The organism is Roseimaritima sediminicola, from assembly GCF_009618275.1.
GTDB classification, from domain to species: Bacteria; Planctomycetota; Planctomycetia; order Pirellulales; family Pirellulaceae; genus Roseimaritima; species Roseimaritima sediminicola.
In genome coordinates, this window is the sequence record NZ_WIAD01000015.1 from 70,489 (window position 1) to 91,144 (window position 20,656).

A 20,656-nucleotide genomic window follows, 5' to 3' on the forward strand; every position below is an offset into this window, starting at 1 on the left:
TGGGAAGCCTATGCCACTGTTTTCCTTTCCCTTGTTCGCAAATGATCAGCAATCAGCCGCCCCACAGTAACGCTCCCTGGACCATCGGTTACTGCACCAACGTGCATGCCGGAACCGATTTGGAATCGATTCGCGACAACTTGCTCCGGTACGCCGTGCCGATCCGCTCGCTGGCCCAGCGGGAACGATTGCCGGTAGGGTTGTGGCTGCCGGCCGAAGCGGCGGCGCAGCTGTGCCAGGAGGGCGAGGCGGAGCGGTTTGCGGATTGGCTGGCCGAGCAGCGGTTGGAAGCCTACACCCTGAACGGTTTCCCCTACGACAACTTTCATCAACGCATCGTCAAGCACCGCGTGTACGAACCGGCATGGTGGAGCGACCAGCGGCGCGAGTACACGATGCAGTTGGCGACCGTGCTGGACCGCTTGCTGCCCGCGGGCCGCAACGGTTCGATCAGCACCCTGCCGATCGGCTGGCCCGGCGAAGCGGCCGACGCCGCGGCGATCGATCGCGCGGGCGAGAACCTGCGCCGCGTGGCCGATCACCTGCACGACATCGAACAGCAGAGCGGGCGGCGGATCGTGCTGGCGATCGAACCGGAGCCCGGATGTGTGCTGGACCGATCCAGCGACGTGGTTGCTTTCTTCGACCGGCATCTGCCCAATCATCCGCATCGCCGTTACTTGACGGTCTGCCACGACGTCTGCCACTCGGCGGTGATGTTCGAAGACCAGCAAGCCGCCCTGAGAGCCTACGCCGCGGCCGGCTTGACCGTGGGCAAGTTGCAGGTCAGCAGCGCGGTCGAAGCGCGCTGGACGATCATGTCCCGGGGACGGCGCCGCGAAGCCTTTGCACAGCTGGCCCAGTTCGCCGAAGACCGCTACCTGCATCAGACCGGCCGGCGTGACAGCCAGGGCGGGTTCGAGCTGGCCGAGGATCTGCCGCCATTGATCGCCGCCGGTCCCGAGGCCGTGGGCGATGAGGATTGGCGGGTGCATTTTCATGTGCCCATCTTTCTGGAATCCTTCGGGAACTTGGGAACGACCCGCGAAGCGATCCTCGAGTGCGTTCGGTTCTTGGGCAGCGAGGACGCGCCCACGTTCACCGGCGACGTCGAAGTGGAAACCTACGCCTGGACCGTGCTGCCCGAAACGATGCGGCGACGCGGCTTGGCCGAGGACATCGCCGCCGAATTAACCTGGCTCCGCGAACGCCTGGCGCAGCTGTCGATGATCTCGTAGGACGCGGGGCCAGATCGCTTGTTACACTGGGAGCTCCGCCAAGCCACGCCGAACGAGGCGGGCGATGGTTCTCCTTCACTCCCCACCCTCGACAGCGTCCGTCCTTCACGACGCCGCGCCCGCAGGACCATTGCGCGGTGAAGAAGACGGGAAGCTCCCCCCGGACGAAAGCAGATCCCCATGACCGAAATGCATCGCCCCGTTCGATTCTTGTTGTTTGCGATCACGGCTGCCTGCAGCGGGTGGTTGGCCACGACCGGCCGCGCCGAGCAGCGTTCGGATCGACCCGGCAAGTCGGATCGCCCCAACATTCTGATGATCGCCATCGATGACCTGAACGACTGGGTCGGCCCCTTGCAGGGGCATCCGCAGGTCCGCACTCCGGCCATGGATCGCTTGGCCGCTCGCGGCGTCACCTTTGCCAACGCCCACTGCCAGTCGCCCCTGTGCAACCCGTCGCGGACCAGTCTGATGACCGGCCGGCGACCTTCGACGACCGGCATCTACGGACTGGCACCCTGGTTTCGCAACGTGCCGGCGCTGGAGGACATCGAAACCCTGCCGCAGTTCTTTGCTTCCCACGGTTACCGCACCATGATCGGCGGCAAGGTCTATCACGGCACCTACGGCCGCAACGGCGAGCGCGAAGCGGACGCCTGGGGACCAGCGGCCGGAATCGGTGCCAAGCCGGAAAAGAAGCTGATCCCGCCCACGCCGTTTGGCAATCATCCGCTGATGGACTGGGGCACGTTCCCGCACCGCGATGAGGACAAAGGCGATTATCAGGTGGCCAGTTGGGCCGTCGAGCAGTTGCGGGAAAACAAGGGCGACGAACCCTGGTTCTTGTCGGTCGGATTCTTTTTGCCGCACGTGCCCTGTTACGCCACCCAGCAGTGGTTCGACCTGTACCCCGAGGACACACTACAACTGCCGCCGATTCTGGCCGACGACCGCGCCGACACGCCGGACTCGTCCTGGTTCATCCACTGGAAACTGCCCGAGCCGCGAACCAGTTGGCTGCGCCGTCACAACCAACTGCGACCGCTGGTCCGGTCCTACCTGGCGTCGATCAGTTTTGTGGACAGCCAAGTGGGCCGCGTTCTCGATGCGCTCCAGCAGAGCGGCGAGGCGGACAACACGATCGTGGTGTTGTGGTCCGATCACGGATACCACTTGGGCGAAAAAGGTATCTCCGGCAAGAACTCGCTGTGGGAGCGGTCGACGCGGGTGCCGTTGATCTTTGCCGGTCCGAATCTGCCCACCGACCAACGCACTTCCCAGCCGGTCGAGCTGCTGGACCTGTATCCCACGCTGGCCGACCTGGCCGGTCTGCCCGCCCCCGAAGGCGTGGAAGGATTGTCGCTGCGGCCGCAGTTGATGAACCCGCAGGAGGCGGTACGCCAGCGGCCGGCGATCACGACGCATAACCGTGGCAACGACGCGGTGCGAAGCCTGCACTACCGCTACATCCGCTACCTCGATGGCGCGGAGGAACTGTACGATACGCGCCGCGACCCGCACGAACACCACAATCTGGCCGGCGACCCCGCCATGGCGGACGTGCTGGCCGAGCACCGCCGCTGGCTGCCGAAAGACCCCCAGCCGCCCGCTCCCGGCAGCGCCCACCGCATCCTGGTGCAGCGCGGCGACGACTACATCTGGGAAAACAAGAAGATCGATCCGGATGATCGCTGGGAGTAGTCGGGGGACTACGATGGATCGTCGACGCGTTGTTGTCGTACTGTTTCCGTCGTCGTGTTGGTTTGAAAGGATGTAGCTGTGATCATCGGTGTTCCGCGTGAGATCAAACAGGACGAGTATCGTGTGGCGATGCTGCCGGCGTGTGCCGAGGAGCTGCACGACCGTGGCCATCGGGTCCTGATCGAAGCCGGCGCGGGGCTGGGTTCGGGTCTGGCCGACCACGCTTACCTGCAGGCCGGAGCGGAGATCGTTGCCGACGCTCGCGAGGTTTACTCGCAGGCCGAGCTGATCGTGAAGGTCAAGGAGCCGTTGCCCGAGGAGTGGCCGCTGCTTCGCCGCGGCCAAGCCGTGTTCACCTACTTTCATTTTGCCGCCGACCGGAAGCTGACCGAAGCCATGGTCGACTCCGGCGCCACCTGTTTGGCCTACGAAACGCTGCGCGACGACCGTGGACGATTGTCCCTGTTGACGCCGATGAGCGAGGTGGCCGGGCGGATGAGCATCCAGGAGGGAGCCAAGTTTCTAGAACGGCCGCAGATGGGACGCGGCATCTTGCTGGGTGGCGTTCCCGGCGTAGCTCCGGCTCATATCACGATTCTCGGTGGCGGAGTGGTCGGCGCCAACGCGGCCAAGATCGCCGCGGGCTTTCAAGCCGACGTCACGATCCTGGACGTCAATCTCGACCGCCTCCGTTACCTGGACGACATCATGCCGGCCAATGTGAACGTGTTGTTCAGCGACCGGCATACGATCAGCGAAGAACTGGCGCTGGCCGACCTGGTGATCGGTTCGGTACTGATTCCCGGCGCAAAAGCCCCGCACTTGGTACGGAAGGACGATCTGCGGCGGATGCGACACGGCAGCGTCATCATCGATGTGGCCATCGACCAGGGCGGATGCATCGAAACCAGCCGGCCGACGACCCATCACGAACCGACATTTATTGTCGAGGGCGTGGTTCACTACTGCGTGACGAACATGCCCGGCGCGGTGGGGCGCACCAGTACGTTTGCCCTCTGTAACGCCACCTTGCCCTGGATCCTGCAGCTGGCCGATCGGGGAATCGACGCGGCGGTCGACGCCGCCCCGCCGCTGCAGGCCGCCCTGAACATTCGTGACGGCGAAGTCGTCAATCCAGCGGTCGCCGAAACGTTTGGGCTGTAGCCACGCGTTTTTTTTCCAATTTTGTCGCGCCTCATTTTTCATCGCACTTGCTAGAACAGTAGTAGACACTCGACTGTTTTTCTTCTGGGAGCGAGATCGTGATGCGTAGGTGCGGATGGTTGTGCGGAACGTTGGCGGTAGCCGCCGCGGTGATGGCTGGCCCGGTGCAGGCCCAGTTTGGCGGTATGGGCGGCGGCATGGAAGGCATGGGCGGCGGCATGGGAGCCATGGGCGGATTCGCTGGCGTTGTCGAAACGCACTACGAACCCCTGCCGGCCGATTCGGCGGTCGCCGAGCAAGCGCGCGAGGCGCTGGATGCCGTGGTGGAGCTGCCGCAACAGGAAGTGACGCTGGCCGCATTGCCCGAGCTGGTCCGGTCGGTGGCCGAAGTGCCGATGTTGTTGGACCAGCGGGCGCTTGCGGAGGCGGAGGTCGAGCCTTCAAAGCAGCTCAGCCTCGGTGACGGCAAGCGGCCGCTGCGCACCGTGCTGCGACAGTCGCTCGAGCCGTTGGGATTGCAGGCGATTGTGGAAGACGAGGGATTGGTCGTCACGCTCGATCCCACCGCCCTGGCTCGCCAAGGCAAGTCGACGTCCCAGTGGATCACGATCGAGGACGAGAGTGCGCGACAGATCGATCGGCAGCTGGACAACGTCACTTCGCTGAACTTCTTCGACGTCCCCCTCGCCGACGCCCTGCGGCAGATTTCCACCGACAACGGTATCACGCTGATCCTGGACGTCCGGGAGCTGGAAGACATCGGCCTCTCGCCCGATCTGCCGGTGACGGTGGAATTGAAAGACGTGCGGCTGCGGACGGCGCTGGAATTGATGTTGGGCCGAGCGGACCTGACGTATATCAATCGCGGCGAATTTCTGAGCATCACGACCGAAGAGGCTGCCGAAGCGAATCTGCTGGCCCGCATCTACTGGCTCGACGGCATCGGCGTCCCCGACATGTCGCAGATGATGCAAACGATCGAACAACATACCGACGTCGATAACTGGGAAGCCTTGGGCGGGCCGGCCACGATGACACCGCTGCGAACGCAGCATCGCCGGGCCTTGGTCGTCAGTGCCACCACGCCCATGCACCACGACATCGAAAAGCTGCTCGCGGCCCTGCGCCAGCAGCACTTCGCCGGCGACGCCCAGTTCGAACGAGTCGAAACCGTCCAGCCCGGCGGCATGGGCGGAGGCGGCATGGGCGGAGGCGGTATGGGGGGCGGCGGTATGGGAGGCGGCGGGATGGGAGGCGGCGGGATGTTTTGAGATTGGAGATTCGCAAACGCCGCCGGGTTCGGCGTACGAAAAGATGCGGCGTACGAAAAGAATCGTTTTCTACCGCTCCGAGCCCTACATCGAATCCGCCGGAGCGAGGAGATTTGAGATTTGAGATCGGCTCGGATCGTATTTATTGATCCGGTTGTGCCTCTTGTGCCGATAGACCGGGTATCGCTCTACCAACCGAACTATCAGCCGATTCAGAGGGGGAACCGCCGATGTTCCGTCGATCGCTCTTGTTGCTAGCCCTGGTGGCCGGCTCCTGCGTTGCCACCACCATCGATGCGCATGCTGACCAGCGGGCGTACGGACGAACCTGGGGCGGCCAGGCCAGTTCCCGCGACTGGAATCGCTTCTACCACTACCCATACGTGTACTACCCGCAGAACTTCTACGGGCAGGAGTACTACCAGAGCAGCGACAGCATGTATCACCGCTATCCGACCGAGATGCGGATTCCGGTGTACAACAAGAAATGGCACAACTACTACCCGTCCAATCGCCGCTACCACAGCGGTGCGCATTTCCAGCTGGACGTGTTTTAGGCTGATAAGGCTGTTGGACTCCGAACGCTATGGCTGACCGCAAGCGAGGGACCAGCATCCGGCCGCTCTCTCGCGTGCTCGATGCGATCGACTCGCCGGCTTGGATGATCGATCCGGCCGGAGACCTGTGTTACCTGTCGGCGGCCTGCGAGCCGTGGTTGGGCGTGGACATCGACCGCTTGCTCGGCCGCAGCACGCTTTTGACCTCGGCCACCTCTCCGCCCGCTGGGGAATCATCCACAGCGGCCCGGACTGAAGCAGATCGGACTGAAGCAGATCGGGCGGTGGACCGAATGGTTCGTGCCCTGGCCGCTCCACCCGGTCTGAGCGATTTCGCTCGCCTCCATCGCAGCGTGCATCCGCCACCGATCGGCTCCGCGACCCAGACGCCGCCGGCAGAGCAGCAGGTGCTGTTTTTGTCTCTCGGCGGTGGAGCCGATCATGTGCTGGCCCTGGCGGGACAACCGCCCTCTAGCGCGGTCGATGCCGACCAACTGGTGGCCGCCGAGATCCACGGCGAACTGCTTCGCTGGCAGCAACAATTGCCATCCTGGTCGCAGCTGGCCTGTCTGGTTGGCGAGTCAGACGCCTGCCTGCGGCTGCGCCGCCAGTTGCGGTTGGCCGCCGCCTGTCAGGAGCATCTGTTGTTGGTCGGGCCGGAGGGCAGCGGCCGCGAATCGGCAGCCTTGGCGATCCACCGGCAACGCCAACACCGGCGATTCGACTCGAGCCGTCCGACCGATTCGAGACCAGCGGTGAGGGACGCGACGTGGGCGGTCGTCGATGGTGCGTTGATGGATGCGGAGCTGCTGGACGCGACGCTCGGTGCTCTGATGCATCGCTTGGGTGAGGACGATGAAGCCCACGGCACGGTGTTGGTGCAGAACCTGGATCAGATGCCCTTCGAAGCCCAGTCGCGGTTGGAGCAGATCTGCCAACGATTCGAGCGGACGCTGTGCTTGATGGGGATGACCGTCGAGGGGCTGGACCGTCTGCAGGAGTCCGGGCGATTGGACTCGGCGTTGGCCCAGCGGTTGGCGGTGTATGCCATCGGTTTTGTGCCCCTGGCCGGGCGGGCCAGCGACATTCCCGCGATCGCTTCGCTGCTGTTGCAGTTGCGGCGACAAAGCGGCGAAGGCACGGCCCAGCGATTCAATCGGCAGAGTCTCGATGCGTTGGTGATGTATCCCTGGCCCGGCGACTTGCGGGAACTGGAGGCGGCCGTCCGGCACGCGGTACGGACCGCCACGGGGTCGGCCATTTTGCCGGCGCACCTGCCCTTGGCCGTCCGCAGTTATCGACCGTCCGACCCGGCCGCCAAAGAATCCGCGTCGATTGATTTGGATCGTTCGCTGCAACGATTGGAGCGGCGGTTGATCACGCAAGCGCTCGAGCGTGCCGAGGGAAATCGCGCCGAGGCCGCGCGGCTGTTGAACATCAGTCGCGGACGGCTGCTGCGAAAAATCGACGAGTACGACATCGGCGAGGCGGCCGAGTGATGGCTGTCGACCGAGCACCGATCGAGCGGCGTCATTGGTTCGTCTGCGAACCGCAGTCGCGGTGGCTGGAATTGTCCCGTCGTTTTGCTCCGGACACGCTGGCCTCGAGCGACCAGTCGCTTTCGATTCTCGCAGTCGATGCTCCGGCGATGGTGCAGCGGATCGGACAGAGCCGCGTCAGCGTAGCGCTCTGGTCCTTGGAAACCGAGTCCGCCTGTCGCGCGGCGCTGCCGCAGCTGGGGCGCTGGATGCGCCGTCCGGCGGCGGTGTCCGTGCTGCATCTGGTGGCGGTCAGCCCGTTGTTGGACGCCGATGCGCGTTGCCAATTGTTGGCCTGGCCCGTTACGCTGCTGGACCGCCCCGAACAACTGCCGCGGCTCGAACCGCTCATACGGCGGTTCTGGCAGCGACACGCTGCGGCGACCTAACATTCCGGGGCACCCTAGCATCCCGGGGCGCCCTAACATTCCGGGGCGCCCCGATCACGTTTCTCTTTGGCCGCTCAAGATGTCGAACCACGCTGACGACGCCGATTCTTTGCAGCAGCAAGCGAACGCTCCGAATGCTCCGAACGCTCCGGGCGCTCCTCGGTCGCCAGCGCCGACGACCGAGGACGCACGCTGGATGCAGCGCGCCCTCCGGCTGGCTCGGCAGGGCGAAGGCGCGGTCGAACCCAACCCGATGGTCGGTTGCGTGATCGTCCGCGATGGTCAGGTGATCGGCGAGGGGTACCACGAGCGGTGGGGCGGCCTTCACGCCGAACGCCAGGCACTTGCCAATTGCCCCGAGGACGTGGCGCTGGAAGGTGCGACGTGGTACGTCACGCTGGAACCCTGCTGTCACACCGGCAAGACCCCACCCTGCACCGACGCCGTGCTGGCCGCTCGGCCGCGGCGCGTGGTGGTGGCCATGCGCGACCCCTTTCCCAAGGTGGACGGCGGGGGCCTACAGCGGCTGCGACAGGCCGGCGTCGAGGTGCACCTGGGCGTGTGTCAGAAGGAAGCCGAGACGCTGAACGCGCCGTACTTGAAACGGGTGCGAGAAGGCCGGCCCTGGGTGATCGCCAAGTGGGCCATGACGCTGGACGGACGCATCGCCACGGCGACCGGACACAGTCAGTGGATCTCCTGCGAGGCGTCGCGAGCGGCCGTACATCGGTTGCGAGGTCGCTGTGACGCGGTGATCGTCGGCGGCGGTACGGCCGAGGCGGATAACCCCACGTTGACCGCCCGGCCGCCGGGACCGCGGACGCCCGCGCGGATCGTGGTCAGTCCACGGGGCCGCTTAAGCCTCGATTCGAACCTCGTTAAAACGCTGGACCAAGGGCCCGTGCGACTGTTCACGTCGGCGGCCGAGACCGTCGTCGCGCCGCTGCGAGAGGCCGGCGTGGACGTGGTGGCCCTGGAGGGCGACACCCCGGGCGACCACCTGCACATGGTCTTGGACCACTGCGGTGCCGCCGGGATGACCAACGTGCTGGTCGAGGGCGGAGGCAAATTACTGGGAACCCTGTTTGATGTCGACGCGATCGACGAGTACCACGTGTTCATCGCGCCCAAGGTGGTCGGCGGCAAGGACGCCATCTCGCCGCTCGGTGGCCTGGGACGGATCCATGTTTACGACAGCCCCGAGTTCGAACCCTGCCAAATCCGCCAGATCGACCAGGACGTGTACATCATCGCTCGCCGCCGCCCGGCGGCCGAATAGATTCTTGCAGGATGGCATCGGCCGGGAAGCCGCCGGCACAAAGCGGGATCAAAGCGGATAGGCGGTGATCAGACGTTTGCCTTCCAGCACCATCCGCACGCGGCGGGCCGGTGGGTTGCCTTCGCGATGCCCCTGGCGGCCGCCCACAAATCCGATCTCGCGATCCATGTCCACCGTGTGAATCGTGCGATCCCGATCGACGCGAGTGGAAACCGCCGGCGACCGCTGTTGGCTCCGTCGGTAAGCCTCGTCCAACAGCCGCAGCACCGTTGGCATGTCGCCAGCGAACACGCCATGGGGTCCGGGACGGTTGGGTTGGTCACGCAAGTGCCGAGCCAGATGGTCCAGGCGATGCCCCTCCTGGCTGCCCGGGCCATACACGATTCCGCCCGGTGAAAGATAACGATCGGGACCGATCGTTCGCAGGTATCCAAAGGTCCGGCCCGAGCCCCTACCTGAGTCCTGATCCGCCGCTGGACGCGATTCGCCCACCGTGGTCGATTCCGACGGCTCGGCCGATCCCGATTGTTCGGGGGGGGCGGGTTGGAAGGAAGGCTGCGGAGCCCCAGAATCTGCCGCAGCCGCAGTGAAATCGTCCGCAGCCGCAGCAGCGTCTGGAGTTTGGTCCGCGGTTTGCTTTTCTGCAGCTCGCTGTTCCGCTGCCTGCTGTTCCGCTGGTTGTTGGGTCAGCGTGGGCAGGTCCCAGCCGAAGCGAGCGTTCAGATGCGGCTGAAGCAGTGCGTAAGCGATCGCGGCGACGCCCAGCACGATTCCGGTCAACGTCAAGGATCGTCCGGGCTTCGATCCGCCGGGACCTGACCTGTTTTTGTAAATCAAGAGAGACACCTTCGAACCGAGATACCTGGGAGCCATGGGAACAAAATTTCGCACTGCGGTCGTCGTCATCCTTACGCTGGCCAGCCTCGCATATGCCGAGCGGGTGGGAGCCGCAGAACCTCACTGGTCGCCCGTGATTGTGGCACGTGGGCACTATCGACAACACCTCGAACACACGCCCATCACGATGCGTCCCTACCGGCCCTTCCATTTTTACGGCAATACCGTTCGGCGCTTGCATTATCGCGGAACACCGCTGCCGAGTCCTGAGGATCTGAGCCGTACGATCACGTTTGCCGTCCGTCGTCCCTAGCGGCGTGGGCGGTTCGTCTCGCGTTTCTTCCTCAACCGCGTCTTTCCACACCGCATCATCGCGCGACCACGCGGCCGACGATCTGTTCGAAGGGAATGCCCTCGGGCGCACTGCGACTGTCCTCCGACAGCGGCTGGTTGTCGCCGGCGACGAAGTAGCGACCGGCCGATAGGATGCGCTCGTCCTCGGGCCAACTGCCGCGGTCGCTGCGGCGCAAAAACCAGTGCAGGCCGCGGAGGACGGTGGCCCGGACGTGGTCCGGTTGCAGTTCGGCCAGACCCGCAATCGCGACCGGATGCTGGGCGTCCACCGGAAGCGGGGCGTTTCCGGGGATTGGGGAAGGCACGAGGATCTTGTTCTCGGCGGAGGCGGCAGGCGGCGGCACGCGCACGTGGTGCATTCCCGCAGACAGGGGCACCTGATAAACCTGGCTGGCTTCGGGGCTCCAGAGGGCGATCCGCAGCGTCCCCGGCTGGACCACGCGGAGGGTCAAATCCAAGCCGATACGGGGCACCGGGTTCAACCGGCGCACGCTGGTGACGTTGCACGGATAATCGTCGCGGATCACGTCGGGCCGCCGATCGTGCAGTGAGTAATGATGATAGACCAGCCAACGCGGACCACCGTCCACCGGGTCACGGTACCGCCAGCGATCGCTCGCCGGATCGATGGTCTTGTCGCGAGAGGACGCTCCCGTGGTAGAGCGCCGATCGGAGGGAGCTAGTTCACGGATCGTTTGGCGGTGCACCGGGATGGGTTCGACCGGCTCGGCAAGCACCGTGGGGACCGGATGGCCGTTGATGCGCAATTGATTCCCCTGCACCGAGATGCGGTCGCCCGGGATCCCCAGCACGCGTTTGACTCGCAGCGAATCCCCGTTACCGATCGCCACCAGGTCGCCGCGTCGCGGGTTCTGCCGAACCAGTTCGACGCCCAGCGGCGCCCAGCGATAGGCGGCGCGATCCAGGATCACGTGATCGGCCGGCAGCGGCCGGACCGTCGTGGTGGGCTGTCGGGCGCCGCAGTTCCAGCATCGCAGCGTCCCCGGGGTCGGCGAGGCGTGGAAACGTTGACCGGCCGCACAGCCGGGACAGGTGGCCGCGTAGGACGGCCCCCACAGCGTGGGCTGCATCGAGGGACCGGTAATCACGGCCGGACGCAACCATCCGTCGACCTGCGCCGCGCGGTGTCCGGCCAGAGCGAGCACGACCAAGACCAAGATGACCAGAACCCGCTTCGTCAAACCGGGCCGGCGGGGGGGCTGCTGCGCCAGCAAGGCTTCACGGCCCGAGGGCGGCGGGCGTGATGCCGGGGATCCTGGTGGTGCTGCGCCGGGCGTGGTGGGGGACGGCGAGGGCATTGGGATGGGTCTGGGGAAGCCTGGGGAAAACGACGAGAACTCGTCTGACGCAGCAACGCATTGATCGGTATAATCGGCCCCTTCATTATAGGTCGCTCCGGCGCGTTTCCCGTTCTCGAGAAGCGCGTGCTGGGACACGCGTTCCCGGGGCACGCTCCCACGCCTTGTTCGTTGATGGTCCTTTGTCCGATACGCCTCTCTCTGCAGTCAACCAGGAAATACCGGTCCCCGAACGCTCGAAACGTGGCCGGATGGGCCAGTTGCTCGGGGTTCGCGTGGCGGCCACCGGTTCGTTCGTTCCCGAACAGATCGTCACCAACGAAGATCTGGCGGCCCTCGGGTGCGACAGTGATTGGATTGTTCGCCGCACCGGCATTCAACAGCGTCGCCGGGCCGCCGAAGGACAGGCCACCAGCGATCTGTGTTACGAAGCGGCGCTGCGATGCATGCGGGACGCGGGGGTCACGGCCGAGGACATCGATCTGATTGTCGTCGCCACCATGACGCCCGACAACCCAACCCCTTCGGCCGCCTGTCATCTGCAGCGGCGACTGGGCGCGATCGCCCCGGCGATGGACATCAATGCCGCCTGTGCCGGGTTCATGTACGGCTTGGTGACCGGAGCCCAATTCGTCAGCACCGGCAGCTCTCAATGCGTCCTGGTCGTAGGCGCGGATGTGATGACCGGCGCGATCGACCCGGATGACAAGAAAACCTTTCCTCTGTTTGGTGACGGTGCGGGAGCCGCGTTGTTGGTCCCCGACCAGCCGGAGGGAGCGGGCATCCTGTCCTATCAACTGGGCAGCGAGGGATGCGGCGGCGAACTGCTGTGCATCCATGCCGGCGGCAGCCGCAAAGCGTTGTCTCCCGCCGCTTGGCAAGCCGGCGAGCAGTACCTGCGAATGGACGGACGGGCGGTGTTTAAATGGGCCGTACGCCTGTTTGCCGAAAGCGCCGATGACGTCCTGCAGGCCGCCGACCTCCGGGCCGAAGACCTGAAGTTGGTCGTCCTGCATCAAGCCAACCAGCGGATCATCGATTCGGCCGTCAGCGATCTGGCTGTGGATGCCGAGCGGGTCTATGTGAACCTGGACCGTTACGGCAACACCAGCGGTGCCAGTATCCCGCTGGCGCTGGACGAAGCCGTCCGCGAGGGCCGCCTGAACCGCGGCGACCATGTGCTGCTGTGCGGTTTCGGTTCGGGACTGGCCTGGGGCACGGCCCTGCTGCGTTGGTAACGCCGCCTCGGCGGGACGCCCTAGGCGGCGTCGCTGTGCAGCCTTGTCCGCTGGCGCAGCGCTTCGATCGGCCACAGGGCCAGCGTCTTGTCGGCGTATTGACCGTCGTCCTGGGTGCAGTGTTCCACCAGCGTGGCCACAGGCTCGGCCAGCGAAAACGGCGCGGCGCTCAGGTTCAGCGGTCGCCAGCGACCGGTGGGGATGTCCTGGTTGTCGGCCCGCTCGGTAAAGGTCGTCGTCAGCAAGTAACGAGCGCCGCTGCGGGCGATGTTCTCAAGAGCCTGCTCGATGTGGGCAAACGAGAAATGCACCAGACAGTCGCGACAGAGGATCAGGTCGGCCGGCGGCAGCGGATCGGTCAACAGATCCAGCTTGCGAAAGCGAACGTTCTCGCGCTCGTAGCGACGGTTGGCCTGAATTAATTCGTCCACGATGTCGCAGCCCAGATAGTCCACCTGCGATAGATCCACACGGCTCATCCAGTGGAAGTCGCCGCAGGGCACATCGATGACGCGCCGGACGTCCAATTTCTTGAACCACGCGGGCAAGGTTTCGATCAACTGTTGCGTCTGGGAGAGTTCCGAACCGAGCCCCGAGATCGACTCGCCACTCTTCCAAGCGTTGCATCGATAGATGTCCGCAAAAACCTGCTCGGGCGGAAGATGACGCTGCCGCCGTTTGGCCAGTTTGCGCTGTGCGAAACGGCGCAGTCGTCCCAGCATGCTTTGCGGGGCGGCGACCGATGGAGCGGTGGGTGTGTCAAGCGGCATGAGAGGTCCTCGGGGGCGATGGAGTCAAACACAGTTGATCCGCCGTAAAGGTCGGGACTGCGGGCAGGGGAGCGGGCCGGTAAACAATCGTCAACAGGCTTCGAGCGGCGGCTTCGATCGTGCTCCGCAAGGTCAGCGGCGAGAGCGGTCGCTGGCGCCACTGGGCGAGGGTGTGTTTCGCGGCGGTCGACCACTGACCGGAACGGGTGGCCGCACGCATCCATTTGTGTGGGCCCCCGGCGGACCGAGGACGCGTCTCGTCCAGTACCAGGTGCGGCGGCAGCGCCAGGCCGCGGCGCTGGTAGGCGGTACGCATGACCGCATTGATGCGGCGGGTGCGGAGCACCGAATTGTTCCAGCTGCAACTCTTCAAGTGCTGGCGATAACACAGCAGCACGTCCGGTAGGTTTGCCAGCGGACCGCGTTCCGAGAGCCGCAGCCAGAGGTCGTGGTCTTCGATCCATTCGAACTCGGCTCGGTATCCGCCGACCGCTTCCACCGCCTCGCGGCGCATCATCACCGAGGGATGCGCCAGACCGGTGCGGCGATGCATCAATTGATCATCGATCGCCGGGGCCTCGGTGGGCAAAATCTGAACGTTCAGGCGATCGCCATCGCAATCCATATTCATGATCGCTGTGCCCACGGCCAACACCGCCGGGTGCTGCTGGAGAAACCGCACCTGTTTGCCGAACCGCTCGGGCATGGCCACATCGTCGGCATCCATGCGGGCCAACAGCCGCCCGCGCGATTCCTCCAAACCGCGGTTCAACGCTCCCACCAGACCGCGATTGCGTTGTTCGATCACCCGGACTCGCCGGTCGCGAGCGGCAAACTGCTGCAGGATCCCGCCGCTGTCGTCGGTACTGCCGTCGTTGACCGCAACCACCTCGAAATCCTCAAAGTCCTGAGCCAGGATGCTGGCAAGCGCCTGCCGCAGGTGCGACTGGGCGTTGTAGATCGGCATCACGACGCTGATCAAGGGAGACGGGGTGGAGCCGGGCGAAGCGTGCATCGCAGTACGGAGCAAGTGGAGCGACAACGAGAGGGTTAGGGGTGGTGAACCTACGCAAAAGTCCGTTTCCGAGTCCAGGGAGATTTGGGAATTGAGATTTGCTGACTCCGGCGGATTCGATGTATGGGAACGAATGTTCCTAAATCGCGGAGCGATTGTCTGTGGTAGCCCCAATCTTCGCACGCCATACATCGAATCCGCCGGAGCCAGGAGATCTGAGCTTGACGCGACTAGCGTTTGGCGCGTACAGGGACGACGTTTCCGGCCCGTCCTCAACCGTGTCCTTCCCGTCCATGCATATCTGCTTCGTCTCGACACAGACTGCCTGGGGTGGCGGAGAAACCTACCTGCAACACTTGGCCGCGGGCTTGCGAGCCGATGGGCACGAGGTCCGCTTTGCGGCTCCCCGGCACAGTCCGCTGGCCGAGCAGATGCGGGATGACGGTTACGATGTTTTCGCGTTCCGCGGCCGAGGCCGCAGTCCGCGCACGATCTGGCGGCTGCGTCGCGAGCTCCGCCGTTTTGGTGCGGACGTCGTGCACTGCAACGACTCCCACTCGCTGACTTTGGGCGGAATGGCTGCGGCGGGCCTGCCGCAGATGAAGACGATCGCGATGCGTCACACCATGTTTCCCGTGCGCTCGCCGCGCCGTTACCATCGCTTGGCCGATCGCGTCATCGGTGTTTCGCATGCGGTTGCCGACCGCTGCGTTTGCGATGGGATCCGCCGCGAACACATCTCGGTGGTCCACGTCGGCATCCCCACACCGACGGTAGACGAACACGCGGTGGCACGGCTGCGACATTCCCTGTGCCAGGACGGCCAGCAGTTGGCCGTGGCGGTCGGCAATCTGGTGCCGTGCAAGGGACATGCGGCGTTGGTGGACGCCGTTGACCGATTGAATTGTCAGGGGTACGCGGTGGTCTTAGCGATCGCTGGCGAAGGTTCCGAGCGGGCGGGGCTGGAGCAAAAGATCGCATCGCTGCGGTTTCCCGATCGCATTCACTTGTTGGGCTTTCGCGACGACCCTCACCAGTGCCTGGCCGCCGCCGACGTGGTGGTGCACCCGGCGTTCGAGGAGGGCCTGTGCCTGACGGTCGTGGCCGCGATGATGCTCCAGCGTCCGGTCGTCGCTTCGGCGGTCGGTGGCCTCCGTGAAGTAATCGCGGCGAGTTCGGCGACCGCGGGCCATTCTGATACGCGAGCGGTCGACCTGCGGCCGGCACCGCTGGCCGTCGTCTGCGAACCCGGCCGGGCGGACAGTATCGCCGCCGGCGTGCAGACCTTGCTGCAGCCCGATCCGCGACGCGCCGATTTCCTCCGCCAAGCCTACCGCCACGCCACCGAGCATTTCGGCGTGGAGCCGATGGTTCGGCGGACGGTCGACGTGTATCGCTCGCTGTGACCGGCCGGGCCTCGCGGCAAACCGCAGGGCGAGCGTCCCCATCTACCTGGCTGAATTAGCGACCGCGCGGATTGTAGCGGTGACAGGGAGCGCACGGCGGATGGCCAGCTCCCAAATGGGTGGTCGTGCCTAATTTATCCGAGCCACGCCGAAGCGGTGTCCTACAGTTGCCTGTGTGATCCCTTTGCCCGTTTCGGTATGTGCTTGCGATGACTGCTGCGACCATATCCTCCTTCATCCCCATCAGTGTGTCCACGCTGGTGCCAAGTCTGGCGACAGGTTTGAACCTGTTTCTGCCATCGGAAGACCATGACCGCTTGACGCTGTACCGCGGCGACGAGTATCCGCTGAGCGATCAAGATGTGGCGAAATTGCGTGACCGCGGCGTCACGTCCCTGTTCATTCAACAGCAAGACCGCGAGCGTTATCAGAGCTACCTGCGGGAGTTGGCCTTCGAATCCTCCGACGACGAAGCGGTTTCGACGGCCGTGCGGGCCCAGGCCCTCAGTGCGGTTGTCCGAGATATTCTGGCCGAAGCGTTCGACCGACAAGACACGAACACCGTCGTCGCCGCGGCGACTCAGCTGGGCGCGTTTACCGCCGAAATCATCTGCGAGGACAGCTTCGCGGCCAAGGATATGTCGCGCGTGCTCAGCCACGACTATGCGACCTTTACCCACTCCACCAACGTCGCCATGTACGCCGGGATTCTTGCCAAAGAGCTGGGCTACAACCAAACCGAAATCCAACAGATCACGACCGGCGGCCTGCTGCACGACCTGGGGAAACTGGAGATCGATGATCGGATTCTGTGTAAACCGGGGCGTCTGGACGAAGCCGAGTTCCGCGAAGTCAAACGCCATTCCTTGCTGGGGTTTCTACAGCTGGCGCATCGAGACGATCTGACCGAGGGGCAGCTGATGATGGTGTACCAGCATCACGAACGCTGCGACGGCGGCGGCTACCCCGTGGGTCTGGTCGACGCCGAAATCCACCCCTGGGCCAAACTGTGCACGGTGGTGGATGTGTTCGAAGCGTTGACCAGCCACCGCCCCTACCGTACGCCGATGCCCAAGCTGCGGGCATTGGAACTGTTGCAGCGTGATTCAGGAAAAGCATTCGAGCCGGAGGTACTGGCATGCTGGGTGGAGATTACCCGCAACTGTTGGCACGACTGATCGCCCGCACCGAGTGGACGATCCAGTTGCCAGAGCACCAGGTCCGTTTTTTTGAAGAAAGTGGGCCGGCCCCGGCGCTTGCCGCCGATGATCGCCGTGGCGGGCGGATCCGCGTGCGAACGCGCGCCCTGGCCATCCTCGAACAGACGCTACCGGCGATTCCGCGAGCCGTCGAAGCGATCGGGATCTATACCAGTGACTTTTCGCGGACCGGATTCGGCTTTGTGACCGATCGCCAATTCTTTCCCGAGGAAAGCGTTCGCATCCTGCTGCCCAGTTTCTGGATGCGGGTGCGCGTGGTGCGCAGCCGTCGCTTGGGACCGGGATGTTTCGAAAACGGCACGCTGTTGTGCGAACGCATCGACCCCAGCGTCGAAGCTTTTGCCGGCCTGCTGCCAATGTTGCGGACACCCCGAACCGCCGCTGCGCAGTAGCTGCCGGAAAGAGTTGCCTTTCGCTCCGCCGAAAGCGGCTGGTTTGGTCTTAACTTTCGCGGAGCGAAAGGCGACACTCCGCCGAAAGCCGCTGGCTTGGTTCTCAACTTTCGCGGAGCGAAAGGCGATACTCTGCCGAAAGCCGCTGGCTTGGTTCTCAACTTTCGCGGAGCGAAAGGCGACACTCCGCCGAAAGCCGCTGGCTTGGTTCTCAACTTTCGCGGAGCGAACGGCGACACTCGGCCGAAAGCGGCTGGTTTGGTCTTAACTTTCGCGGAGCGAAAGGCGACACTCCGCCGAAAGCCGCTGGCTTGGTTCTCAACTTTCGCGGAGCGAACGGCGACACTCGGCCGAAAGCCGCTGGCTTGGTTCTCAACTTTCGCGGAGCGAAAGGCGACACTCGGCTGAAAGCCGCTGGCTTGGTCTCAACTTTCGCGGAGCGAAAGGCGACACTCGGCCGAAACGGTTAGCGCTGGGTGGTGTCGCTCGGTGCGGCGGCGGTTTGTGCGGCGGGCAATTGGTACTCCGGCGGCAAGCTGAACATGCCATCGTCGCCCGGGGCGGCGGGCGTCTTTGCCACCGCTTGCTGCGGCGCTGCGGCGGCATCGTCGGGGGCCGTTTGGGCACTGGCCGGCTGGGCGGCGGCCGGGCCGCTTTGCTGCAGTTGCTGGGCCGCGTTGTAGGTCTGCGTCGCGGCCTGAGCGACGTTGCTGATCTGGGACATGGGGCCGTCAAGTTTGGCCAGCAGCTCGCGAGAGCGATCGACGGCGCGTTTGACGGCCGTGTCCTCTTCGGCTTGCGGTTCGAACTTGAGCGCCTCGGTCAACTGCACCCGCGCCTTGTCATAATTGCCCTGGTTGAATTCCAGGTAAGCCATGTTGAAGTGCGCGACGGCCGGTTTGTTGTGTTGCTGCAGAGTATGCAGGGCCTTGTCCGGCGTTCCGGCGTTGTACTGCACGCTGGCCAGGTTGTTGGCGTACCGCGATGTCCCGGGGGAAATGGCCAACGCCTTCTGGATCGTCTTGGCGGCTTCCGGGTGCTGTCCGAGCTTGGACAGCGTCAACCCCCAATCGTTGTACAGCGAGGCGTCGCTGGGTGCGGCGGTCGTGGCGCGCTTGAAATACTCGGCGGCTTCTTGGTACTGCGACTGACGGAATTTCAGCCGGGCGATGCTGGCCAGGGCCGGAGCGTTATTGGGTTCGATCTCGAGCGCCTTGGCATATTTTTCCATGGCGCTTTCGAGGTTTCCGCTGGTCTCCCACAACTGGCCATTGGCCACGTAGACTTCGGCTCCGATCGACTCCGGCTTGTTCTGCAAGCTCAACGGGTCGTCAGCGGCAATGGCGTTGCCCGCTTGATCGACGGTCGCCGTAGCGTTGTCGCCACCGAACAGTCCTGCGATCCCGCCAGCGGTCTTGTTGTAGGCGCTTTTGACGGCCGCGGACATGCTGCTGACCTGTCCTCGGGCGCCTTGTGCGGTGGAGGCGACCGATTCGGTCAGGCCCGGCGAGGAAGTGTCTTCCAGGCTCGCCGTGGCCGGCCCAGGCGATTGCTGGAACGGGTTCAAGGATGCCAGCGATGGCCCGCCGCCACCGGCACATCCCGTGCATGCTAGCAACGTGGCGGTCAGCAACGCCCGTTTGGCGTTACGCGTGCGAGTGGGTACTAAACGGTTCACGGCTTGTATCTCCCTAATCCCTGATCCCAAATCCCAAATTCCAAAACCCAAAACCCAAAAGAGCTTTTGGCGTCCTTGCTCGGGACACATACTGTGGGCGTATGGATCAGATCGGTTGTGCCGCTGGCAACGCTTCATTGTTTTTCCCCATCGGTAGGGAAAGAACCAGGAGTTCCTAGTTTGCCAGCACGGGGAAAGAAGTAGCACGGCTGGGGACCGCCGAGCTGCTGTCGCGTTTTCTCGGCTGGGGACAGCCGAGCTGCTATGAAAAAACGGCGTCCGAAGGGGGCTTCGGACGCCGTGTCGAGTTTGGAGAGCTGGTGACGATGAGGGCAGCGCTCAGCCGCCGGTGGCCGCCGAGCTGTTGGATTGCGGCAGCACCGGGGGCAGCATTTTCTCGAGGGCTTCGCGGCTGGTTCGCGAAGCTCGCTCGCCGGAGCTGGTCGACGGAGCGACGTCGGTGATGTAGATCGGTGGCTGGGGACCGTTGAGGTGCATGTGGCCGAGGGCACCGCGGACCGCTTCGATGCGAGCATCGGTTTCCTGTTCGCTGCCGCCGCGAAGCACGTGGATGGCGCGCCGGGCGGGCGGGGCCTGTGTGGCGATCCAGTGCACGCGGTTGCGGCCCGCTGCGGTCAACGCTCCGTCGCCCTCGCGAAACAGTTCGTGGCCGATTGTGTTGTGCAGCGCCCAACCCTTGTGCGTCATGACCTCGAACGGGGCCCGGGTCTGGGCTGCGGACAGTTCGGCAAACGGCTGCGGCCAAGCGTTATTGCGATGATAGGTGATGTGCATTTCATGCTTGAAACTGTCCCACCAGTTGCTCGCTTCCGCCCGCTCGGTGGCGGTCATCGTCAACGCGGTGGCGGCCAGGCACGCCACGGGAATCGTTCGCTTCAGGATTTTTTTCATAACGGCCATCCGTGTTTTGTTGGTCCTCGCGGCGAGCAACCGCTCGCGGCAGCGTCTACGCCACGCCGTGTTAGAGGGCATCGTCCGTTGCCCCCCAGCCGCTTCCGTTTTGGTGCTTCATCTCCAACATCCGGAGTAATCGTCAAGCCTTCCCCCGCCCCCCTGGCGGGAACTTGCAGCACAGTTTGACGGGATCGGTTAGAATCGTCTCGAGTCCCAGCGGCCTGTCCCGGGCTCAACCTACCTGAACTTTCCCTGCCTCCCGGATGTCGTCCGCCGAGCGTTGTTGGTGGCGACGAATTATCTTTGGTTTATTGATCTTCCTGTCTTCCGCCGGTGCGTTTTCGGCTTGCCCAGATGCCCGCACGAGACCTGGTT

Annotated in this window: 19 protein-coding genes; 13 read left to right on the forward strand and 6 right to left on the reverse strand. The window is 64.4% G+C overall.

Annotated elements, in window-relative coordinates; genetic code table 11:
• Window positions 1-41: 41 nt before the first annotated feature.
• The 8 genes from eboE to ribD all read left to right on the forward strand — a co-directional run bounded on the left by eboE (window position 42) and on the right by ribD (window position 9,137).
• Window positions 42-1,238, forward strand: coding sequence for a metabolite traffic protein EboE (eboE, locus tag GE027_RS09945; RefSeq protein ID WP_153557042.1), 1,197 nt, complete (start codon window positions 42-44; stop codon window positions 1,236-1,238).
• Window positions 1,239-1,427: 189 nt separating this feature from the next.
• Entirely contained in the window at window positions 1,428-2,939 is a 1,512-nt protein-coding gene (locus GE027_RS09950; protein ID WP_153557043.1) for a sulfatase, read from the forward strand.
• Between the two features lie 78 nt (window positions 2,940-3,017).
• Window positions 3,018-4,103: an alanine dehydrogenase gene (gene ald / locus GE027_RS09955; RefSeq protein ID WP_153557044.1), complete on the forward strand. Its 1,086-nt coding sequence runs from the start codon at window positions 3,018-3,020 to the stop codon at window positions 4,101-4,103.
• 101 nt (window positions 4,104-4,204) lie between these two features.
• A complete protein-coding gene (locus GE027_RS23060; RefSeq protein ID WP_202617379.1) occupies window positions 4,205-5,374 on the forward strand; it encodes a hypothetical protein in 1,170 nt (389 codons plus the stop codon).
• 230 nt (window positions 5,375-5,604) lie between these two features.
• A complete protein-coding gene (locus tag GE027_RS09965) occupies window positions 5,605-5,931 on the forward strand; it encodes a calmodulin-binding protein (protein ID WP_153557045.1) in 327 nt (108 codons plus the stop codon).
• A gap of 29 nt (window positions 5,932-5,960) precedes the next feature.
• Window positions 5,961-7,430: an AAA-type ATPase lid domain-containing protein gene (locus GE027_RS09970; RefSeq protein ID WP_153557046.1), complete on the forward strand. Its 1,470-nt coding sequence runs from the start codon at window positions 5,961-5,963 to the stop codon at window positions 7,428-7,430.
• Entirely contained in the window at window positions 7,430-7,858 is a 429-nt protein-coding gene (locus GE027_RS09975) for a hypothetical protein (protein WP_153557047.1), read from the forward strand. Before GE027_RS09970 ends, GE027_RS09975 begins: the two co-directional genes overlap by 1 nt.
• Before the next feature lie 79 nt (window positions 7,859-7,937).
• Entirely contained in the window at window positions 7,938-9,137 is a 1,200-nt protein-coding gene (gene ribD, locus GE027_RS09980) for a bifunctional diaminohydroxyphosphoribosylaminopyrimidine deaminase/5-amino-6-(5-phosphoribosylamino)uracil reductase RibD (RefSeq protein WP_202617380.1), read from the forward strand.
• A 48-nt stretch (window positions 9,138-9,185) separates the two neighbouring features.
• Here the strand turns inward: ribD and GE027_RS09985 are convergent, their stop codons facing one another.
• The gene (locus GE027_RS09985; protein ID WP_153557048.1) at window positions 9,186-9,923 is read right to left on the reverse strand and encodes a hypothetical protein; all 738 of its coding nucleotides are present in this window, start codon (window positions 9,921-9,923) and stop codon (window positions 9,186-9,188) included.
• An 85-nt stretch (window positions 9,924-10,008) separates the two neighbouring features.
• Between GE027_RS09985 and GE027_RS09990 the strand changes: the two genes are divergently transcribed.
• Window positions 10,009-10,287: a hypothetical protein gene (locus tag GE027_RS09990; protein WP_153557049.1), complete on the forward strand. Its 279-nt coding sequence runs from the start codon at window positions 10,009-10,011 to the stop codon at window positions 10,285-10,287.
• A 55-nt stretch (window positions 10,288-10,342) separates the two neighbouring features.
• On the opposite strand, the gene GE027_RS09995 is transcribed toward GE027_RS09990, so the two are convergent.
• Window positions 10,343-11,647, reverse strand: coding sequence for a S26 family signal peptidase (locus GE027_RS09995; protein WP_153557050.1), 1,305 nt, complete (start codon window positions 11,645-11,647; stop codon window positions 10,343-10,345).
• Window positions 11,648-11,898: 251 nt separating this feature from the next.
• On the opposite strand from GE027_RS09995, the gene GE027_RS10000 reads away from it, so the two are divergent.
• Complete coding sequence (locus GE027_RS10000; RefSeq protein WP_153557051.1) at window positions 11,899-12,885, forward strand: beta-ketoacyl-ACP synthase III; 987 nt, start codon at window positions 11,899-11,901, stop codon at window positions 12,883-12,885.
• 20 nt (window positions 12,886-12,905) lie between these two features.
• Here the strand turns inward: GE027_RS10000 and GE027_RS10005 are convergent, their stop codons facing one another.
• Window positions 12,906-13,655, reverse strand: coding sequence for a class I SAM-dependent methyltransferase (locus tag GE027_RS10005; protein WP_153557052.1), 750 nt, complete (start codon window positions 13,653-13,655; stop codon window positions 12,906-12,908).
• Window positions 13,645-14,670: a glycosyltransferase family 2 protein gene (locus GE027_RS10010; protein ID WP_162006662.1), complete on the reverse strand. Its 1,026-nt coding sequence runs from the start codon at window positions 14,668-14,670 to the stop codon at window positions 13,645-13,647. The genes GE027_RS10005 and GE027_RS10010 overlap by 11 nt, the downstream gene beginning before the upstream one ends.
• A gap of 293 nt (window positions 14,671-14,963) precedes the next feature.
• Between GE027_RS10010 and GE027_RS10015 the strand changes: the two genes are divergently transcribed.
• The 3 genes from GE027_RS10015 (at window position 14,964) to GE027_RS10025 (ending at window position 17,688) form a co-directional block, all read left to right on the forward strand.
• Window positions 14,964-16,076, forward strand: coding sequence for a glycosyltransferase (locus GE027_RS10015; RefSeq protein ID WP_153557054.1), 1,113 nt, complete (start codon window positions 14,964-14,966; stop codon window positions 16,074-16,076).
• 209 nt (window positions 16,077-16,285) lie between these two features.
• Window positions 16,286-17,254, forward strand: a complete 969-nt coding sequence (locus GE027_RS10020) for an HD-GYP domain-containing protein (RefSeq protein ID WP_153557055.1) — start codon at window positions 16,286-16,288, stop codon at window positions 17,252-17,254.
• Window positions 17,215-17,688 carry a hypothetical protein gene (locus GE027_RS10025; protein ID WP_153557056.1) on the forward strand — a complete coding sequence of 158 codons (474 nt, stop codon included), beginning with the start codon at window positions 17,215-17,217 and terminating at the stop codon, window positions 17,686-17,688. The genes GE027_RS10020 and GE027_RS10025 overlap by 40 nt, the downstream gene beginning before the upstream one ends.
• Window positions 17,689-18,154: 466 nt before the next feature.
• Here the strand turns inward: GE027_RS10025 and GE027_RS10030 are convergent, their stop codons facing one another.
• Both GE027_RS10030 and GE027_RS10035 read right to left on the reverse strand, forming a co-directional pair.
• Window positions 18,155-19,366 (reverse strand): tetratricopeptide repeat protein, encoded by a 1,212-nt coding sequence (locus GE027_RS10030; RefSeq protein ID WP_162006663.1) that lies wholly within the window; start codon window positions 19,364-19,366, stop codon window positions 18,155-18,157.
• A 339-nt stretch (window positions 19,367-19,705) separates the two neighbouring features.
• A complete protein-coding gene (locus GE027_RS10035; RefSeq protein ID WP_237607435.1) occupies window positions 19,706-20,278 on the reverse strand; it encodes a hypothetical protein in 573 nt (190 codons plus the stop codon).
• Window positions 20,279-20,656: the final 378 nt, after the last annotated feature.